Below are 17,715 nucleotides of genomic sequence, written 5' to 3'. Positions count from 1 at the left end.
GCAGAGGTGGACGCGACCCGGGCTCGTCTCGGCCGGGCCGCGTCCGTTGGGTGGGGACGGGGGTGATGACAGCGAGGTGTGAGGGCGGGGGGCAGGGGGTCAGCGGAAGTTCACGTCACTGCACAGGAAGTAGGTCTGGTCCATGTGCGAGGCCTGCCAGATGGTGTAGACGACATGGCGGCCGCTGTAGCCGGAGGTGCTGACGGGGATCGAGTAGTTCTGGCTGGGCGCGTACCTGCCGGTCTTGGTGACCAGTTGTAGGTCGTTCCAGGTCAGCGGCTGCTTGGTGGGGTCGAAGCCTTGCCGGGTGACGTAGACGAGGAAGTAGTCCGCGCCGTGGCTGGCCTGGTCGTACAGCTTCACGGTGAAGTCGGCGCCGATGTCGGTGGTCTTCCAGGGGCCGACGGCGTCGAGGGAGTTGTAGCGACCGCCCTCGGTCCGGCCGCCGCTGCACAGCTGTCCGTTGGGGATGACGGCCTGGAAGTTGCCGGCGGAACCGTTGCGGTAGAGGCCGTTCCAGTTCCACATGGCGTTGGGGTTGGCCTGCCATGCCTGCCAGCACATGGGGTCCTGTTCCGCCATCGCCGGGTTCTGGAAGTCGCTGCCCCAGCGCTGCCAGCAGCCGTAGTTGCGCGAGGCCGGGTCGATCACCGAACCGTGGGCGGAGGCCGTGCCGCCCCAGGTGATCAGGCTGACGAGCACCGCGACGAGGGTGCTCAGGGCGAGCGCCGGACGGCGGCCCGTACGACGTGCGCGCTCATGACGTACATGCTCATGACAATGCATGGCGAGGCTCTTCCTGTGGGGGAGTCGAAGCACTGCGGGTCGTGGCGCGAGCGGCATGGGAGCGCTCCCGCGCCTCTCCAGGCTGCGTGGCGCGCCACACGGCGGCAACGGTTCGTTTCCGCCAAACCTGAAAGCCGCCGCACGCGCCGGCGAAGCCCGCGGTGCGGTTCCCCGTCGCCCCCATGCCGCTTGACCGCCGCCGTCGCCGCCTCCCGACCGGCGGCCGTCTGGGCCGTCCCGGGGCCGTGCGAGGGTGCCCGAGGTCGACTGACGGCGTCGGACAGTGCCGGACGAGCCGCAGTCCGCAGCGGCGAACCCCAGGTCAGGGCCCCTCACCCGGACGGGTTTCCATCCAAGGGTGGCGGTCAGGCAAGATGGGGTGTATCTGCCCACTGCCAGATTTCAAGCTGCCGGACGGTTTCTCTTGGCTGAGTTCATTTACACCATGCGCAAGGCGCGCAAAGCGCACGGCGACAAGGTGATCCTCGACGACGTCACCCTGAGCTTCCTGCCGGGGGCGAAGATCGGTGTCGTCGGCCCGAACGGTGCCGGTAAGTCGACCGTGCTGAAGATCATGGCGGGCCTTGAGCAGCCGTCGAACGGTGACGCGTTCCTGTCGCCCGGCTACACCGTCGGCATCCTGCTGCAGGAGCCGCCGCTGACCGAGGACAAGACCGTCCTGGAGAACGTCCAGGAGGGTGTCGCCGAGATCAAGGGCAAGCTCGACCGGTTCAACGAGATCGCCGAGCTGATGGCGACCGACTACTCGGACGCGCTGCTGGAGGAGATGGGCAAGCTCCAGGAGGAGCTGGACCACGCCGAGGCCTGGGACCTGGACGCCCAGCTCGAGCAGGCCATGGACGCCCTGGGCTGCCCGCCCGGCGACTGGCCCGTGACCAACCTCTCCGGTGGTGAGCGCCGCCGCGTCGCGCTGTGCAAGCTGCTGCTGCAGCAGCCCGACCTGCTGCTGCTCGACGAGCCCACCAACCATCTCGACGCCGAGTCCGTGAACTGGCTGGAGCAGCACCTCGCCAAGTACCCGGGCACCGTCGTCGCCGTCACCCACGACCGGTACTTCCTGGACAACGTCGCCGGCTGGATCTGCGAGGTCGACCGCGGCCGCCTGCACGGCTACGAGGGCAACTACTCCAAGTACCTGGAGACCAAGGCCGCCCGTCTGAAGGTCGAGGGCCAGAAGGACGCCAAGCGGCAGAAGCGGCTCAAGGAAGAGCTGGAGTGGGTCCGCTCCAACGCCAAGGGGCGGCAGGCCAAGTCCAAGGCCCGTCTCGCGCGGTACGAGGAGATGGCCGCCGAGGCCGAGAAGATGCGGAAGCTGGACTTCGAGGAGATCCAGATCCCGCCGGGCCCGCGCCTGGGCAACGTCGTGGTCGAGGTCAACGACCTGCACAAGTCCTTCGGCGAGAAGGTGCTGGTCGACGGGCTGTCCTTCACGCTGCCGCGCAACGGCATCGTGGGTGTCATCGGTCCGAACGGCGCCGGCAAGACCACCCTCTTCAAGATGATCCAGGGTCTGGAGACCCCGGACTCCGGCGACATCAAGGTCGGCGAGACCGTCAAGATCTCCTACGTCGACCAGAGCCGCGAGAACATCGACCCGAAGAAGACGCTGTGGGAGGTCGTGTCCGACGGGCTCGACTACATCAACGTCGGTCAGGTCGAGATGCCGAGCCGGGCGTACGTGTCGGCGTTCGGCTTCAAGGGTCCGGACCAGCAGAAGCCGGCCGGCGTGCTCTCCGGCGGTGAGCGCAACCGGCTCAACCTGGCGCTGACCCTGAAGCAGGGCGGCAACCTGCTGCTCCTCGACGAGCCCACCAACGACCTCGACGTCGAGACGCTCTCCAGCCTGGAGAACGCCCTGCTGGACTTCCCCGGCTGCGCCGTCGTCGTCTCCCACGACCGGTGGTTCCTCGACCGCGTCGCGACGCACATCCTCGCCTACGAGGGTGAGTCGAAGTGGTTCTGGTTCGAGGGCAACTTCGAGTCGTACGAGAAGAACAAGATCGAGCGGCTCGGCCCGGACGCCGCGCGTCCGCACCGTGCCACCTACAAGAAGCTGACCCGGGGCTGATCGGTCTTGCGCCACCTCTACCGCTGCCCGCTCCGCTGGGCGGACATGGACGCCTACGGCCACGTCAACAACGTGGTGTTCCTCCGCTACCTGGAGGAAGCCCGGATCGACTTCCTGTTCCGCCCGGACAAGGACTTCAAGCAGGGGTCCGTGGTGGCGCGCCACGAGATCGACTACAAGCGGCAGCTCGTCCACCGGCACGAGCCGGTGGACATCGAGCTGTGGGTCACGGAGATCAGGGCCGCCTCCTTCACCCTCACCTACGAGGTGAAGGACGGCGATCTCGTCTACGTGCGGGCGTCGACGGTCATCGTCCCGTTCGACTTCGACGCCCAGCGTCCGCGGCGGATCACCGCGGAGGAGCGTGAGTTCCTCCAGGAGTACACGGACACCGCCGAGGACACCGAGGAAGCGGAGCCCGACGGGGAGGCCGTCGCGGCATGACCGTGCTGCACCTGGCCGACGGGACGGAGGCGGCGGACCTCGCCGCCTTCCTCTCCCGGCTGCTCCACTTCGACCGTGGAGCCGCGGTGCGGCTGCAGGCGGCGGGCACCGCACTCGCCGTCTTCGGCCGGCCGCCGTCCTTCGAGGTGCTGGCCGTCCGCGCGGTGCGGCTGGCGAAGCCGTACGAGGACGGGCTCGACGTCACCCTTGACGTGACCGTGTCCGCCGGTGAGTTCCTGGAGTCCGTGGACGAGCGAGCGGCCACCGCCGTCGTGCCGGGCGCGGTCACCGGACCGCCGTGGGCCGGGGTGCTGCCGCCGCGTGCCGGCTGGCGGCCCGAGCCGGGACTGCCGGCGCCCGACGCGCTGCGTGCCACGGTCGCCGCCGCGGTGGCCGAGTTCCGCTCGCGCACCGAGGAGCTGGGGCCGCAGGGCCGTACCCGCGCGGAGCTGGACCGGATCGGGCAGGACATCTGGTCCCGGCGGATCGCGGGCACCCGGCTGCCGGTACGGGCCGTGCACGCGGCCCAGTCACTGGGCTTCCTGCGGCCCGGCACCGAGCCGGGCGACACCGGGCTGTTCTCCTCGGGGGCGTGGCTGCGGCTGCGTACGCCGTACGGCTCGGTGGCCGTACGGCAGGCCGGGCTGCTCGGGGCCTTCGGGGTCAGCGTGCGCTGAGCCCGGCCGGTGAGTGTGGGCCGAGCCGGGCGGTTCGGCTCACTGTGTGTCGTCCGGCCATACGCCGATGTGGTCGGGCTCCAGTTCCAGGGCCACGCGGTCGCGCATGTCCAGCGCGCGGAGATAGTCGGCGGGCAGCTGGAGGCGGCCCGCGCGGTCGAGCATGGCGTACTCGCGGGCCACGACCGTCTCATGGCCGGTCGCCGCGTCGATCTCGCTACGGCGCAGCACCTCGGTGGACGTACGGCCGTCGCGGATCGCCACCGTACGGCGGACCTCGCTCGCCACCGCCTGGTCGTGCGTGACGATGACGATCGTGGTGCCCAGGGTCTCGTTGGCCGTGCGGAACGCGTCGAAGATCTGCGCGGCCGTCTGGGAGTCGAGTTCGCCGGTGGGTTCGTCGGCGAGCAGGACGGCCGGGTCGTTCGCGAGGGCCACGGCGATCGCCACACGCTGCTGCTGGCCGCCGGACATCTGCTGCGGGCGGCGGTCACGGCAGTCGGCCACTTCGAGCAACTCCAGGAGTTCCAGGGCGCGTTCGGTGCGGGCGCGGCGGCCCTTGCGGGTGCGGGAGAGCTGGAGGGGGAGCGCGACGTTCTGGGCCGCGGTGAGGTAGGGGAGGAGGTTGCGGGCGGTCTGCTGCCAGACGAACCCGACGACCTCGCGCCGGTAGGCGAGGCGGTCGGCGGCGGTCATGGTGAGCAGGTCGCGGCCGGCGACACGGGCCGCGCCGGCGGTGGGGGTGTCCAGGCCGGCGAGGATGTTCATCAGGGTGGACTTGCCGCTCCCCGACGCGCCGACCAGCGCCATCAGTTCGCCCTCGCGGACGAGGAGGTCCAGGCCCTGGAGGGCTTGGACCTCTATGCCGGCGGTGGTGAAGATGCGGACGAGGCGGTCGCAGCTGATCAGGGCGTCGTGGCCGTAGGCGGGGTTCGACCGGGCCTCGGTGACGCGGTGTGCCAGGTCGGTCAGGCTCGGGTTGGTTGTCATGGGGTTCTCCTCGTAGGGAGTCATCGGCCGTCCCCCGCCCGTAGTTCTGTCACCGAGCCCCGTCTCCCCGTCCACCAGGCCTGGAGCGTCGCCACTCCCACCGCCACCGTCACCACCGCCAGTGCCGGGAGCAGGAGTGACCAGGTGTCCGGGTGGAGGCGGGTCTCGGTCAAGGGGGTCTGGGCCGACGGGAGGGCGATGGTCGTCAGGTCGATGCCGGGGGCGAGGAGGCGGATCGCGGTCCAGCCGGTCAGTGTGCCGCCCAGGGCTGCCAGGAGGGCCTGGGGCAGGGATTCGAGGATCAGCAGACGGCGGGACGCGGCCCGGGTGAGGCCCATCGTGCGGAGGCGGGCCAGCAGCGCGGACTGTTCGGGGGCCGCCCGGAGCAGGGACAGCAGCAGGGCCAGGACGGCGAAGCCGGCTCCCGTGGCGACCGCCGCCGTGTAGACGTGCTCGGCGCCGGACTGGAGGGGCGAGTCGGCGTACCGGGCGCGTTCCTCGGCCCGGACCCGTACGGCGGCCGAGCCTCCGACGGCCTTCCGCAGGGCCTCCGCGTCCACATGGCCGCCGGAGAGCAGCAGGCTCGTGGGGCGGCCCGCCGGGGCGGGGAGGCCCGCTCGGTCCACGATGAGGAAGTCGGGGCCGGAGACGGCCGGCGTCCGGTCACGGACCAGGGTGATCCGCACGGTGACCGCGCTGCCGTCCTCCAGCCGCACCAGGAAGGGCCGCCGGGTGCCGTACGAGGCGGCGACGGAGGGGGAGGCGACGGCAGGGAGGGGGCCGGAGCGGTCGTCGCCCGCGAGGTGGCTGGTGCCGGGGCGGGCCTCGGCTGCCAGGACGCCGGCTTCGGAGTGGTCCGCAGCCCTCAGGCGGGCGGTGCCGAAGTGCTTCTCCGCGGTCAGGGGGCTGGTACCGGGATGGTCCCCGGCCGTCAGCCGCAACCGGTCGGCCGGGAACGTGCCCAAGCCGGTGTGGGTCGTCAGGGCGCCGTAGCCGCGCGGGTCGACGCCCACCAGGGGTACCGCGTCCTCGCCGTCCTCCGGTTTCGCCTGGTACGCGATGCTGACGGGCGTCACCGCGCGCACCCCGGGCACCGAGCGGGCCCGGGCGGGGGCGTCGGCCGGCAGTGGGGCCCCCGCGTCGGCGCGGGCGTCCGCGCCGACCGTGAGCAGGGCCGCCCGGTCGCGGGCCTCGGCCACGCCCGCCAGCACCGAGCCGCCGAACGCCGCCGTGGTCAGCGCGGTCAGCAGGGCGAGGAGCGGGAGCACCGCGGAGGCCTGGGTGCGGCCCGCGCGGGCCAGGGAGAGGTGGCCGACCGCGCCGCGGAGCCGCCCGGCGGGGCCGGACAGGCGGCGCAGCAGCAGCGGGTACAGGCGGAGCAGCACCAACGCGGCGATGACACCGACCAGGACGGGGGCCACGGCCGTCAGCTGGTCGCCCGTCGTGCCGCGCCGGCGCAGGGTGGCCACCGCACCGGCGGCCAGCACCAGCAGGGTCAGCTCGGCGACCGTACGGCGCCGGGACGGCCGTACCGAGGCGAGGTCCTCGCGCGGGGCCGTCAGCCGGACCGCGCGGTGGGCGAGGGCGCCGCGCAGGGGCAGGGCGGCGCAGGCGGTGAGGGTGACGGCCAGGGCGGAGAGGACGGCCGGGGCGATGCGGCCTGCGGGGACCACGAGCAGGGCCCCGGCCAGGCCGAGCGCGCCCGCCGGTACGGCGATCACGGCGGTCTCGGCGAGCAGCCGCCCGGCGAGGCCGGACAGGGAGGCGCCGCGGGCGCGCAGCAGGGCGAGTTCGGCGCGGCGCCGGTCGGCGGCCAGGCCACCGGTCATGAGCAGGACCACGGCGACGACCGTCGCGGTGCCCGCGGCGGCCACGGAGACGAGCGGGGCGATGCCGGAGCGCAGCCGGGAGAAGGAGGCGAGGGCGTCGTCCAGGTCGGTGTTGATGTCGGTGCCGTCGTCGGTGGCGGCGCGGGCGCGTTGCAGGCCGGGACCGGACTCCAGGGCGGCGACGGCCGGCCGCAGGCGGTCCAGGTCGTGGGCGTGCAGGCCGCGCAGGTCGGGCGCGAGGTGCCAGTAGCGGGCCGGGTTGGTGCTGGTGCCCAGCAGGGCGGGGGCCGCCTCGGGCGCGAGCAGCAGCGCGCCGAGCCAGTACTTGTCGGGGTCGGGGCCGGGGGTGGGCAGCGTCACCAGGGTCGGGGTCCGCAGCAGCGGGACGGTGGACCAGTAGGCGCCGTAGGGGTCGCGCGGGACGAGGATGCCGGTGACCCGGACGGCGAGCGGGTCGCGGCCGGGCGCCGGCATGTGGACGACCGAACCCACCTCGATGTGCAGGGCCTCGGCGGTGGCGGCGGTGACGGCGGCCTCCACCTCGGGGGTCGAGGCGTCGACCGGGTGCGGGGCGCGCGGCAGCCGGCCGGTGCGCACGCGCGCGTGGTCGGCGAGGCCGCTCCGCGCGGCCAGCGAGATGTGGGCGGGCAGTCCGGTCGGCCGGGGCAGCCACGGGTCGGGCACCGCCGGGCTGACGGTGCCGGCGACGCCGTACGCGGACTGGGCGCGCTGCACGTTCAGCGGGCTGCCGACCGTGCCGAGCACCTTCTCGTACTGCCGCTTCAGCACCTCGGGGCGCAGCGCCTCGGCGCGCCGCTCGGGCGGCAGGCCGAGGTCGGGCTGGGGGGCCGACACCCGTACGGTGGTGTGCTCCGGGCGGGCCTGCCGGAGCGTGCGCTGCAGTCCCGCGTCCTCGTACCGGTCCACCGCCCGCGGGAAGGCACCCGCCAGACACGCGGCCAGCGCGACCAGCAACGCGAGCGCGACAGCGGCACCGGGCGCGGCCCGCAGCCGGGTCCGCACCCACGGAGCGGCCACGCGCGCCGACGGCCGGCCCATGTCACTCACCTCCCTGTGCGTGCGGCACTCGTGCCGGTTGCTTTCGACGCACGGCGGGTGCCGCGGGCGCTGCCGGCTGCCGGCTCCGCATCCGCGGAGCGGCCACGAGCGACACCCCACGCCCCATGTCACTCACCCCCCTGCGCACGCAGCGCCCGTGCCGGGTCCGCCCGGCGTACGGCGGCTGTCGCCGCGATCGTCAGTGGTGCCACGGCGACGGCGGTGAGCAGCAGCGCCACGTGTCCGGGCGGGAGTCGTACCAGCAGGTCCGGTACCGGGCGGGTCGCCTCGCCGGTCAGGACGATCAGGGGCAGGACGGTGCGGGCCAGTACGGTGCCCAGGCCCAGGCCCACCGCGAGGGCCAGGCCCACCAGGACGGCCTGTTCGGCGGCGACCGTGCGGGCCAGCTGGCGGCGCGGTGCGCCGAGTGCGCGCAGGACGGCGAACTCGGCGCCGCGGGCCCGCTGCGCGCCGGCGGCGCCGACCGCGAAGCCGACGGCGGCGAGCGCCGCGGCGACCACGGCCGCCGCCGTGAACGCGGCCTCGGGTCCGGCGCCGAACGGGTCGTCGCGCAGTTCGGTGGCGATCTCGTCGCGCACCACGACCTGCCCCGGGTCGACGTCCGGCAACGCCCGGACCGCGGCGGCCACGTGCGCGGAGGCGCCGGGCGCGGTGGCGAGCCACCACTCGGTGGGGGTGGCGTCCTCGCCGTACCGGGCCTGAAGCAGCTGGTTCAGGGCGCGCAGGTCGAGCAGGACGGCACCGCCGTCGTGGGAGCCGGTGGCGGCCGGGTCGGCGGTGGCGGGCAGCGCCCGTACCGCCCGTACGATCCGCACCGGCACCCGTCGGTCGCCGAGGGTGAGGTCGACCCGCTGCCCGGTGCGGGCGCCCGCCGCGGCCAGGTAGCGGTCGGTCGCGACGGCCGGCACCTCGGCGGGCGCGGTCTGGGCGGCCTGGAGCCGGAGGGTGACGGAGGCGACGCTCCAGATGTCGGCGTCCGGGAGGTAGCCGGTGCTGTAGGTGAAGGTCAGGGGGTGGGTGCCGGTGACCTCGGGGCGGGTGGGGCTGGTGGCGGCGCTCGGTACGGCGGCGCCGCCGGCCTCCGCGGTGGTGGTCCACCGGGCGGGCGGCGCGAGCCGGTGGTCCGTGCCGTCCTCGTCCGACGCGGTCAGCCCGTCGATCGTCAGGCGGTGGTGCTCGGCCCGTTCGGCGGGCTGGGTCAGGTCCAGACGCAGACCGGTGAGGGTCGCCGGTCCGCCGGCGGTGCCCAGGGCGAGGGTCAGGGTGTGCGGGCGTCCGTCGGCGGGGAGCTGCCCGGCCGGCAGCTGGTACGGCACCCCGTACCGGTCGGTCAGGGTCACCGTCACCGCGGTCGTGGTGCCCGGTCCGGTCGAGCTGTGCAGACGCGCCGTCAGCTTCAGCCGGGCGGTGCCCGCCGGGACCTCGGCCCCGGCCGGGGTGCCCCTGGGGGTGAGCCGGCCCAGCAGCGGCCGTACCGGTTCGTCCGCCAGGTCGGGGCGCATGAGGACCGCGTCCGCCGCGTGCGCGGTGTCCAGGGCCAGCACGGTCGCCGTGCGGTCTCCGGACAGCGGCTGGGCGGCGCGCACGGCGGGGGCGGCCTCGCGCACCCCGGGCAGGCCGGCGTACAGGTCCGTACGGCCGAACCCGTCCTCCCCGCCGGCCAGGACCCGCACCGGCACCCCGGCCCGGAAGTCGGCCTGGTCGTCCTGCGAGCGGTCCCAGGAGGCGGCCTGGCCGATCGCGAGCATGCCGAGGGCGACGGCGAGGACGAGCAGCAGCACCGGTCCCGCGCCGCGCGCGGTGCGCCGGCTGAACTGCCAGCCGGCCAGCGCCACCGGCAGTCCCCGCCCGCCGGCCGCCCACCGCTCGGCGAACCGCGCCACGGGCGGCAGCAGCCGCAGCGTGAGCACGGTCCCGGCGAGCAGGGCCAGCGCGGGCGCGGCCACCAGCAGCGGGTCGACGCCGAGCGCGCCCGACCGGTCGGCGGCCACGGCGCCGGAGTCCTGTCGGCCCAGCTGCCAGTAGGCCACCCCGGCGATCGCGAGCAGCCCGAGGTCGGCGCCGGCCCGCAGCGGGGCCGGTACGGCCCGCGCGCCGCCCGGCCGTGCCGTCTTCCCGCCGAGCCGCAGGGCCCAGGAGCGCCGGGGCCCGGCCGGGCGCACCTCGGGCCCCGTCCCCGTCACCGCCGGTACGGTCACCGCCAGCGCACAGCCGACGGCGACCCCGGCCGCGACCAGCCAGACGGCGGGCCGGCCGGCGGGCGGGAGGTCCAGGTGCAGGCCGAGCCGGGCCAGCGGGCCGTGCCCGGCCAGCAGGGCGGTGAGCGGACCGGCGAGCAGCGGTGCGCACACGGCCGCGGGCAGCGCGAGCAGCAGCGCCTCGGCCCCGGCGAGCGCGGCGATCCGGGTGCGGGAGGCGCCCCGGGCCCTCAGCAGCCGGGTCTCGTCGGCGCGTTCGGTGCTCAGCAGCCGGGCGACCAGCAGCAGCGCGTAGCCGGCGAGCAGCACCAGCTGGAGCGCGACGATCAGCAGGGTGGAGCGGGCCACGAGCAGCGAACGCTCCACCCGGTCCAGCAGGTCCGGCAGCGCGGTCTGCGACACCGTGGTACCGCTCAGCGCGCCCGGCTCGCGCAGGGCCGCGCTGCCGGTCCGGGCCGCCGCGCGCAGCTCCCCGATCCGTCCGGTCGTCACCGAGGCGAAGTCCGCCGACGCCAGCCAGCCCGTCGCACCGGCGCTGACCCGGCCGCCGGTGAGGACGGCGGGGTCGGCGAGCAGCGGGCCGTACGTCGTGAAGCCGGACTTCTTCACCCCGCGCCCGAGCAGGTCGTCCAGCCGCCAGTACGGTGCCGTCACCGAGGCGGGGCGGTAGACGCCGACGACCCGGACCGGGACCGCGGGGCCCCGCAACCGGTTCGCCAGGGTGAGCCGGGCGCCGGGCTTCAGCCGCAGCGCGCGGGCGGCCGTCTCCGGGAGCGCCACCTCGACCTCGCCGTCGGTACGGCGGGGCAGACGGCCGGCGGCCACCCGCACCTGCGTGTGGTCCAGTGCCGCGAAGTAGGTCAGGTCCGGGTCGCCCGACCTGCTCGCGGGCGGCTGGAGGGAGCGGGGCAGGGCGTACGGCCCCGAGCGGCGCAGGGTCCGTACGGTCACCGGTGACCCGGCGAAGGTACGGCGCGCGCCCTGGTGTACGGCGGTGTCGGCGGCGGTCCGCTCGGCCGGGGGCACGTCCGCCTTGACGATCAGCGCGGTGTCGGCGGCGTTGCGTGGGTCGCCGAGCACATGGCGCAGCGCCGCGTCGCCGATCGCCCCCGAGTACGCCGTGAGCGTCGCCAGCACGGCGGTGGTCAGCACCACCGTCAGCAGCGCGGCGCCCAGCAGCAGGCGGTGCGCACGCGCGCGTGAGAAGACGAACCCCGTCACCCGGCCCCCGTGTGTCCGGCGTTTCCAGACCTTCGGGCGATGCTGGCAGAGGGCCGGGCGGCGGGTAAGCGGTTGTCGGCCGGTCTATACCGGATTGTGATCGGAATGCGGCGACGAGTTACCGGAATCCGACCTTCAGCGACGATCCGTCAGTCTGGAGTGATCACCCCAGGGGGATCAGTCGGGCGTGTTCACCATCGACGCGGCGGCGTACGTCAGGTAGTTCCACAACGTCCGCTCGTGCTCCTCCGACAGCCCCAGCTCGTCGACGGCCACCCGCATGTGCCGCAGCCAGGCGTCGTGCGCCGCCCGGTCCACGGTGAACGGGGCGTGCCGCATGCGCAGCCGGGGGTGGCCGCGGTTCTCGCTGTACGTCGTCGGGCCGCCCCAGTACTGCATCAGGAACAGGGCCAGCCGCTCCTCGGCCGGGCCCAGGTCCTCCTCCGGGTACATCGGCCGCAGCAGCGGGTCCTGCGCGACCCCCTCGTAGAAACGGTGGACGAGCCGGCGGAAGGTCTCCTCCCCGCCGACCTGCTCGTAGAAGGTCTGCTCCTGAAGCGTGCCGCGCCGAATCTCATTCACCCGTCCATCGTCTCAGACCGGGTGACCGAGGACTCAAGGCTTAGGACCAGCGCCGTCCGCCCGGTCCGCGGACCGTCCGCCCCTACTGTGGACCCATGGGCGCCTACGACACCGAGACCGAGGCTCTCGCCGACGCGGCGCGGGCCGAGCTGGTGCGGGAGATCGACGCCGACGGGGCCTGGGCGGACGACCCGGTGTGGCGGGAGGCGTTCGCGGCGGTGCCCCGGCACCTGTTCGTGCCGTACTACTACGTCGCCGGACCGCAAGGCTACGAGCGCCGCTGGGGCGAGAGCCCCGACCGCGAAGCCCGGGAACGCTGGGTGCGCGGCGCCTACGCGGACGTACCGCTGGCCACCCGGCTGCGCGACGGCGAGCTGCTCTCCTCCAGCAGCCAGCCGTCCCTGATGGCCCGGATGCTGGTCGCCCTGCGCGTCGAGGACGGCAACCGGGTCCTGGAGGTGGGCGCCGGAACCGGCTACAACGCGGCCCTGCTCGCCCACCGGCTCGGCGCCGACGACCTCGTCACCACCATCGACCTGGAACCGGAGATCACCGAGTCGGCCCGGCAGCACCTCGCGGCGGCCGGCCACCACCCCGTCGTCGTCACCGGCGACGGCGCGCGCGGGGTGCCCGAACGCGCCCCCTTCGACCGCATCATCGCCACCTGTGAGCTGCCCACGGTGCCGCGCGCCTGGCTCGCCCAGTGCCGCCCCGGCGCGCGCGTCCTCACCCCGCTCGCCACCGGCCTGCTGACGCTCACCGTGCGGGACGCGGAGCACGCCGAAGGCCCGTTCCTGCCCGGGGCCGCCTTCTTCGTGCCGCTGCGCGGCGGGCGCGGGGCGCGGCCCGAGGGCGTCTCCCTGGCCGGACTGCCGCGCCGGGCCCACGAGCAGGAGCCGTTCCGCTTCCTGCTCGCGCTGACCCGCGGCACCCTCGACCCGCAGGAGGCGTACGCCCTGTGGGAGCGCGAGGGCGAGCCGGGGCGCGGGCGGTACGGCGTCACGGTCGCCGGCGAGCACGCCTGGGCGTGGCTGGACGACCCGCAGGGGCCGTACGCCTGGCCCCTGCCCTGAGCGGGGTCAGCCCCGGCGGACGGTGATCGTCGTCCAGGCGCCCACGTGGACCCGGTCGCCGTCCTGGAGCGGGACCGGCACGAACGGCTGGATGGGCTCCTCCGACATGTTGACCGTGGTGCCGTTCGTCGAGTTCTGGTCGACGACCGCCCAGCTGCCGTCCGGCTGCTGCACCAGCACCGCGTGCTGGTGCGAGACACCCGGGTCCTCCGGCGGCACCGACAGGTCGATGTCGGGGGTGTCGCCGGTGGAGTGCCGGCGGCGGCCGATGGTGACCTGGTTGCCGGTCAGCGTGCGCTGCTGCTCGGGCGAGTACGCGGGCAGGTTCAGGCCCGCGGCCTCGGGGCCGGAGCGCTGCATCATCGCCATGAAGTACTCGCGGTCCGGGCCGATGGTCGCGGTCCAGGTGGCCGACTGGGGGGCCTGCGGTGCGTGCGGTGCCTGCGGCGCCTGGGGGAAGCCGCCCGGTCCGCCCGGTCCCGGCGGGGTCTGGGCGCCGCCGGGCTGCGGGTAGCCGTAGCCACCGCCCTGACCGCCGGGGCCGCTGGACGACGGCGGGGAGATCACCCAGTCGTCGTCGGCGGCCGGGGGCCGGCGGGTCTCGCCCGGGAACGCGGGCGGAGCCGACGCACCGGACTGCTGGAACGCCTGCGGGGCACCGCCGGGACCGGCGGGCGGCGGCACCGGACGCGAGGGGTCACGCCCGAAGGGGGAGGGGCCTTGGGACCCCGGGCCCTGACCCTGCCCCGGGTTTCCGCCGAAGCCGGACGGGCCGCCGGATCCCGGGCCACCCGGGCCGCTGGGGCCCCGGCCGCCGCCGAACCCGGACGGGCCGCCGGGACCACCGGGACCCTGCCCCGGACCGCCGCCGAAGCCGGACGGACCGGACGGGCCACCGGCACCCGGCCCCTGCCCGGGGCCGCCGCCGAAGCCGGACGGGCCACCGGAACCCGGGCCGCCCGGGCCACCGGAACCCTGGCCCGGCACCGTGCCCCGGCCGCCGAAACCGCCGGGACCCGACGGACCGGACGGGGCACCGGCACCCGGGCCCCGGCCCTGACCACCCTGGCCCTGACCACCCTGACCCGGTGCCTGGCCGAAGCCCTGCCGCGGCCCCGGCGGGCGCTGGTTGCCGGCGCCGAAGGCGGGCGGGCCCGAGGGGCCGGGGGAGGTCGGCGGGCCGGACGGGCCCCGGTCGCCGCCGAACGGCGTCGGGCCCGACGGCTCGCTGTGGAAGGACGGGATCGGCTCGGCGGGCCGGTTCACCTGCGAGGGCCGCGAGCCCTGGTACTCGTACCCGTCACCCCCGCCGTACGTCGAGCTCGGCGGCTGGAACCGCGGCTGCGGCGGGCGCGGGGCGGCCGGGGTGTAGGAGGTCGCCGTGTTGGTCAGGAAGTTCCACCGGCACTCCTCGCAGAAGGGCGCGCCGCCCTCGCGGGGCGTACGGCACTGCGGGCACAGCTCCGGCTCCGGGTCGGACCCGCCGGCCGGGCGCGGCCGGGCGCCGGCCGGGCCGCCCTGCGGGGGCGGGAAGCCGTAACCACCCGCGGGCGGGGGCGGCGGAGGGGGCGGAGGTACGGCACCGGCCATGCGGTGACCGCAGACCTCGCACCAGTCGTCGGAACCCGACTGGTGTCCGTTCGGGCAGGTCGGCATGTCGGTGCTTCCCCTTCTCCTACGCTTCCGAGGGTCACTTCTTCACACGAACAGTCTTGGTGGACCGGGTCTCCAGAGTCATCTCGTCCGCCTCCGCGACCCTCGTCTTCAACCGCACAGTACCTGTCACGGCGTCGACCACGTCCACCACCTTCGCAAGCAGTTTCGCAGTATCCGCGTTCCCCGAGGCGTTCGCGAGCTGAACCGCGCGCCCCAGTTTGGCGGTTGCTCCATCGAAATCGCCCGCTTTGCGAAGGTCCAGGCCCTTCTGGATGGCCTGCGCCAGTTCGGCCTGCCCGGTGTAGTGGGCGACTTGGGGGTTGATCGAGGTGGAGGCGGTCATGTCGTCGGTCCACACGGCGCGTACGAGCCCCTGCGCGCCGAGGTTCTGTGCGGTTCCGTCCGGTTGTGGAACGACCAGGGAGACCCGTGCGGCGAGCATCTCCCGGCCGAGCCCGGCCGGCGGGACCGTCACGCACAGGTGGTAGTCGCGGGACTCGTCGCCCCACGACCCGGTCGGGTAGTCCCCGGCGCGCGGCCCGGTCTCGGTGCGGCGGCCGGTCAAGTCCTCGACGGTGGGGGCGACTTGTTTGACGAACCGGATGGTCGTGCCGACCGGCGTCCACACCCGCAGGGAGACGTCGGCGACCTCCTTGCCCATCGCCGTCTCCATCATCCGCGTGAAGTCGGCGGCCAGACCGGCCGGGTCGGCGACGATGTCGGCGGTGCCGAGCAGCGCCGAGGCGATCCCTGTGACTTCTTTCACTTCCCAGTCGGTGCCGACGCCCCGCGCGTCACAGGTGAACCGGCCGGCGCAGGCGTCCAGCGCGGCCCGCAGATCCTCCGCCGACTCGTGTTCGTTGCGGCCGTCGGTGAGCAGGATGCCGTGCCGGATGGTGACGTCCGCCGCGGACAGCAGCCGGTCGGCGAGGCGCAGCCAGGTGCCGATGGCCGTACCGCCGCCCGCGCTCAGCCGGCGCAGTGCCTGCTTGGCCTGCTCGCGGGTGGTGGCGTCGGCGACGGCGAGCCGGCCGCCGCCCGGATAGACCTCCTTCGCCACGTGCGTGCCGCCGATCACCGCGAAGCGGGTGCCGTCGCGCAGGGTGTCGATCGCGGCGGCCGTGGCGTTCCGGGCGCCCAGCATCTTGGTCGGCGGGTAGTCCATGGAACCCGAGCAGTCGACCATGACCGCCACGGCGGCGGACGGCTGCCCGCCCGGCGGGTGCACCGGCGCGGAGACCGCGCTGCCGATGGTGCCGCCGCCGGTCGCGGTCACCGTGACGATGGCGTTGACCTCGCTGCCGCCCTCGGGCAGGTACTCGTTCTGGTAGACGTCCACCGAGAACCGTGGCACGTTCGACTTCGCGAAACTGGCCATGCTTGCTCGCATCCCCCTCGGACGCCTCGCCGACGCGAGGCGACGACTATGAGCGGACCGGTCCCCTCCGGTCCGCCGCGGCTTCCCCGTGCCGTTCCCCCGTCGGATACGGCCCTCAGGCCGATCCTGCCCCCTGCGGTGGCGTCGGGAACGGCAGGACCGCCACTGTTACGTTGTCGTGGCCCCCGCCGTCCAGGGCGTGCCCGACCAGCACCCGTGCGCAGTGCAGCGGGCGGGCCGCCGCGTCGACCGGGACCACCTCGGACATCTCCTCGGCCGTCTCGGCGTAGTTCCACAGTCCGTCGGTGCACACCACCACGGCGCCGGGCCGGTCCGGCTTGAACGACGCGGTGTGCGGCTCCAGTTCGTAGGCGTCCGCGCCGAGCCAGCCGGTGATCGCGTGGGCGCGCGCGTCGGCGTACGCCTCGGCCTCGCTCATCAGGCCGGCGGCGACCATCTGCGCGGCCCAGGAGTCGTCCTCGGTCAGCCGGGCGGGCGGGGCCGCGCGGTCGGTGGGCACCCAGTAGACGCGGCTGTCGCCGACCCAGCCGACGACCAGCAGGCCGGGGGTGACCACCGCGCCGACGATCGTGCAGGCCGGCGCGTTCTGGTGCGGGGCGTGCTCGCGGGCCGTCGCCGGCTCCTCGGCGAGCGCGTTGACGGCCTGCGCGGCGGCGACGATCGCCTCGTGCATCGCCGCTTGCGGGTGGGTGCCGCGCGGCAGCGCGGCCAGCAGCGTGTCGCCGGCCGCCTGCGAGGCGGCCAGGGAGGCGTCGTCGGGGCGGGTCGCGGACGACACGCCGTCGCAGACGATCGCCAGCGCGGCCGGCGTGCCGTCGGGCAGCGTGGTGTGGCCGACGGCGAAGGCGTCCTCGTTGCGGTGGTGGCGCAGGCCGCGGTCGCTGACGGCGGCGACCGGTCCCGACTCCCGCTCCACGTGGTCGCGTTCGCGCGGCTGGGCGTGCCCGCAGTTCTCGCAGTAGCCGTCGCTGTCCACCCGGCCCGCCCGGCAGGCCACGCAGAGCTGCGCCGGATCGGCCGGTGCGGAGGCCAGCCGTGGATCCGGTGCCTGCAACGGGTACTCGTCGGGCTCGTCCGGCCGGTCGAACCGCACCCCGGAACCGGAGGAATGCCCAACGCCGGCCTCATGCCCGCCCGACTGCGTGCCACCGTTCTCGTGCGAGGGCAGCGGTGCGCCGCCCGGACCGGAGCCGGCCTCACGCCCCGCCGACGACGCGCCGCCGGAGACGGGCCCGAACTCCTGTCCCGGCGGGGGTGTGGTCCCCGGGGCGGCGCCGGGTCCCTGGTCGGTCGGGGGTGTGCCGCCCGAGGTGCTGTGGGACCCCTGGCCGGTCGGCGGTGCGGCAGCCGGGGCGGGCCCGAACTCCTGTCCCGGCGGGGGTGTGGTCCCCGGGGCGGTGCCGGGTTCCTCGCCGGACAGTGGTGTGCCGCCCGAGTCGGTGCCCGGTAGGTCTGCCGGGAGGTGGGGGGCGGGTGAGGCCGCGGGGCCGGGTGGTTCGGGGGTGGGCCACGTCGTGCCGTCCCCGGGGCCGGCGGGGCCCGTCATGGTGAGCGTCGGATGGTCCTGCGGCCGTGCGGGCACCACCGAAAGGTCGTATCCGCACGCTCCGCAGAACAGGTCACCCGACTCCACGGGCTCCGCGCAGCTCGGGCACTTCGCCAGTGCGGCCTGCTGGGGCATCTGCGACATC

Annotated in this window: 12 protein-coding genes; 4 read left to right on the top strand and 8 right to left on the bottom strand. The window is 74.9% G+C overall.

The genetic code is table 11. The features are described 5' to 3' along the window. Window positions 1–99: 99 nt before the first annotated feature. Window positions 100–786 carry a lytic polysaccharide monooxygenase gene (locus AB0L21_RS22980; protein WP_365699822.1) on the bottom strand — a complete coding sequence of 229 codons (687 nt, stop codon included), beginning with the start codon at window positions 784–786 and terminating at the stop codon, window positions 100–102. Between the two features lie 424 nt (window positions 787–1,210). On the opposite strand from AB0L21_RS22980, the gene ettA reads away from it, so the two are divergent. Genes ettA through AB0L21_RS22965 form a run of 3 tightly spaced genes read left to right on the top strand, consistent with a single transcriptional unit; the run spans window position 1,211 to window position 3,996 of the window. Further along, window positions 1,211–2,875 (top strand): energy-dependent translational throttle protein EttA, encoded by a 1,665-nt coding sequence (gene ettA, locus AB0L21_RS22975; protein WP_365699824.1) that lies wholly within the window; start codon window positions 1,211–1,213, stop codon window positions 2,873–2,875. A 6-nt stretch (window positions 2,876–2,881) separates the two neighbouring features. Beyond that, complete coding sequence (locus tag AB0L21_RS22970) at window positions 2,882–3,319, top strand: thioesterase family protein (protein WP_365699826.1); 438 nt, start codon at window positions 2,882–2,884, stop codon at window positions 3,317–3,319. Continuing rightward, window positions 3,316–3,996 carry a hypothetical protein gene (locus AB0L21_RS22965; RefSeq protein ID WP_365699828.1) on the top strand — a complete coding sequence of 227 codons (681 nt, stop codon included), beginning with the start codon at window positions 3,316–3,318 and terminating at the stop codon, window positions 3,994–3,996. The genes AB0L21_RS22970 and AB0L21_RS22965 overlap by 4 nt, the downstream gene beginning before the upstream one ends. A gap of 39 nt (window positions 3,997–4,035) precedes the next feature. Here AB0L21_RS22965 and AB0L21_RS22960 read toward each other — a convergent pair whose 3' ends face one another. The 4 genes from AB0L21_RS22960 to AB0L21_RS22945 all read right to left on the bottom strand — a co-directional run bounded on the left by AB0L21_RS22960 (window position 4,036) and on the right by AB0L21_RS22945 (window position 11,896). Beyond that, window positions 4,036–4,986, bottom strand: coding sequence for an ABC transporter ATP-binding protein (locus AB0L21_RS22960; RefSeq protein WP_365699830.1), 951 nt, complete (start codon window positions 4,984–4,986; stop codon window positions 4,036–4,038). 20 nt (window positions 4,987–5,006) lie between these two features. Further along, complete coding sequence (locus AB0L21_RS22955; protein WP_365786038.1) at window positions 5,007–7,874, bottom strand: FtsX-like permease family protein; 2,868 nt, start codon at window positions 7,872–7,874, stop codon at window positions 5,007–5,009. A 128-nt stretch (window positions 7,875–8,002) separates the two neighbouring features. Next, window positions 8,003–11,314, bottom strand: coding sequence for an ABC transporter permease (locus AB0L21_RS22950; protein ID WP_365786036.1), 3,312 nt, complete (start codon window positions 11,312–11,314; stop codon window positions 8,003–8,005). Between the two features lie 177 nt (window positions 11,315–11,491). Further along, entirely contained in the window at window positions 11,492–11,896 is a 405-nt protein-coding gene (locus AB0L21_RS22945; RefSeq protein WP_365699836.1) for a globin, read from the bottom strand. A gap of 95 nt (window positions 11,897–11,991) precedes the next feature. On the opposite strand from AB0L21_RS22945, the gene AB0L21_RS22940 reads away from it, so the two are divergent. Next, entirely contained in the window at window positions 11,992–12,969 is a 978-nt protein-coding gene (locus AB0L21_RS22940) for a methyltransferase domain-containing protein (RefSeq protein ID WP_365699838.1), read from the top strand. A gap of 6 nt (window positions 12,970–12,975) precedes the next feature. On the opposite strand, the gene AB0L21_RS22935 is transcribed toward AB0L21_RS22940, so the two are convergent. The 3 genes from AB0L21_RS22935 to AB0L21_RS22925 all read right to left on the bottom strand — a co-directional run bounded on the left by AB0L21_RS22935 (window position 12,976) and on the right by AB0L21_RS22925 (window position 17,714). Further along, a complete protein-coding gene (locus AB0L21_RS22935; protein ID WP_365786034.1) occupies window positions 12,976–14,625 on the bottom strand; it encodes an FHA domain-containing protein in 1,650 nt (549 codons plus the stop codon). Window positions 14,626–14,659: 34 nt separating this feature from the next. Next, window positions 14,660–16,003, bottom strand: a complete 1,344-nt coding sequence (locus AB0L21_RS22930) for a VWA domain-containing protein (RefSeq protein ID WP_365699842.1) — start codon at window positions 16,001–16,003, stop codon at window positions 14,660–14,662. 115 nt (window positions 16,004–16,118) lie between these two features. Further along, window positions 16,119–17,714, bottom strand: coding sequence for a protein phosphatase 2C domain-containing protein (locus tag AB0L21_RS22925; protein WP_365786032.1), 1,596 nt, complete (start codon window positions 17,712–17,714; stop codon window positions 16,119–16,121). Window position 17,715 lies beyond the last annotated feature (1 nt).

It is taken from the genome of Streptomyces sp. NPDC052721 (genome assembly GCF_040678315.1).
Taxonomy (GTDB): Bacteria; Actinomycetota; Actinomycetes; order Streptomycetales; family Streptomycetaceae; genus Streptomyces.
This window is presented reverse-complemented; position numbering and strand designations above follow the sequence as displayed.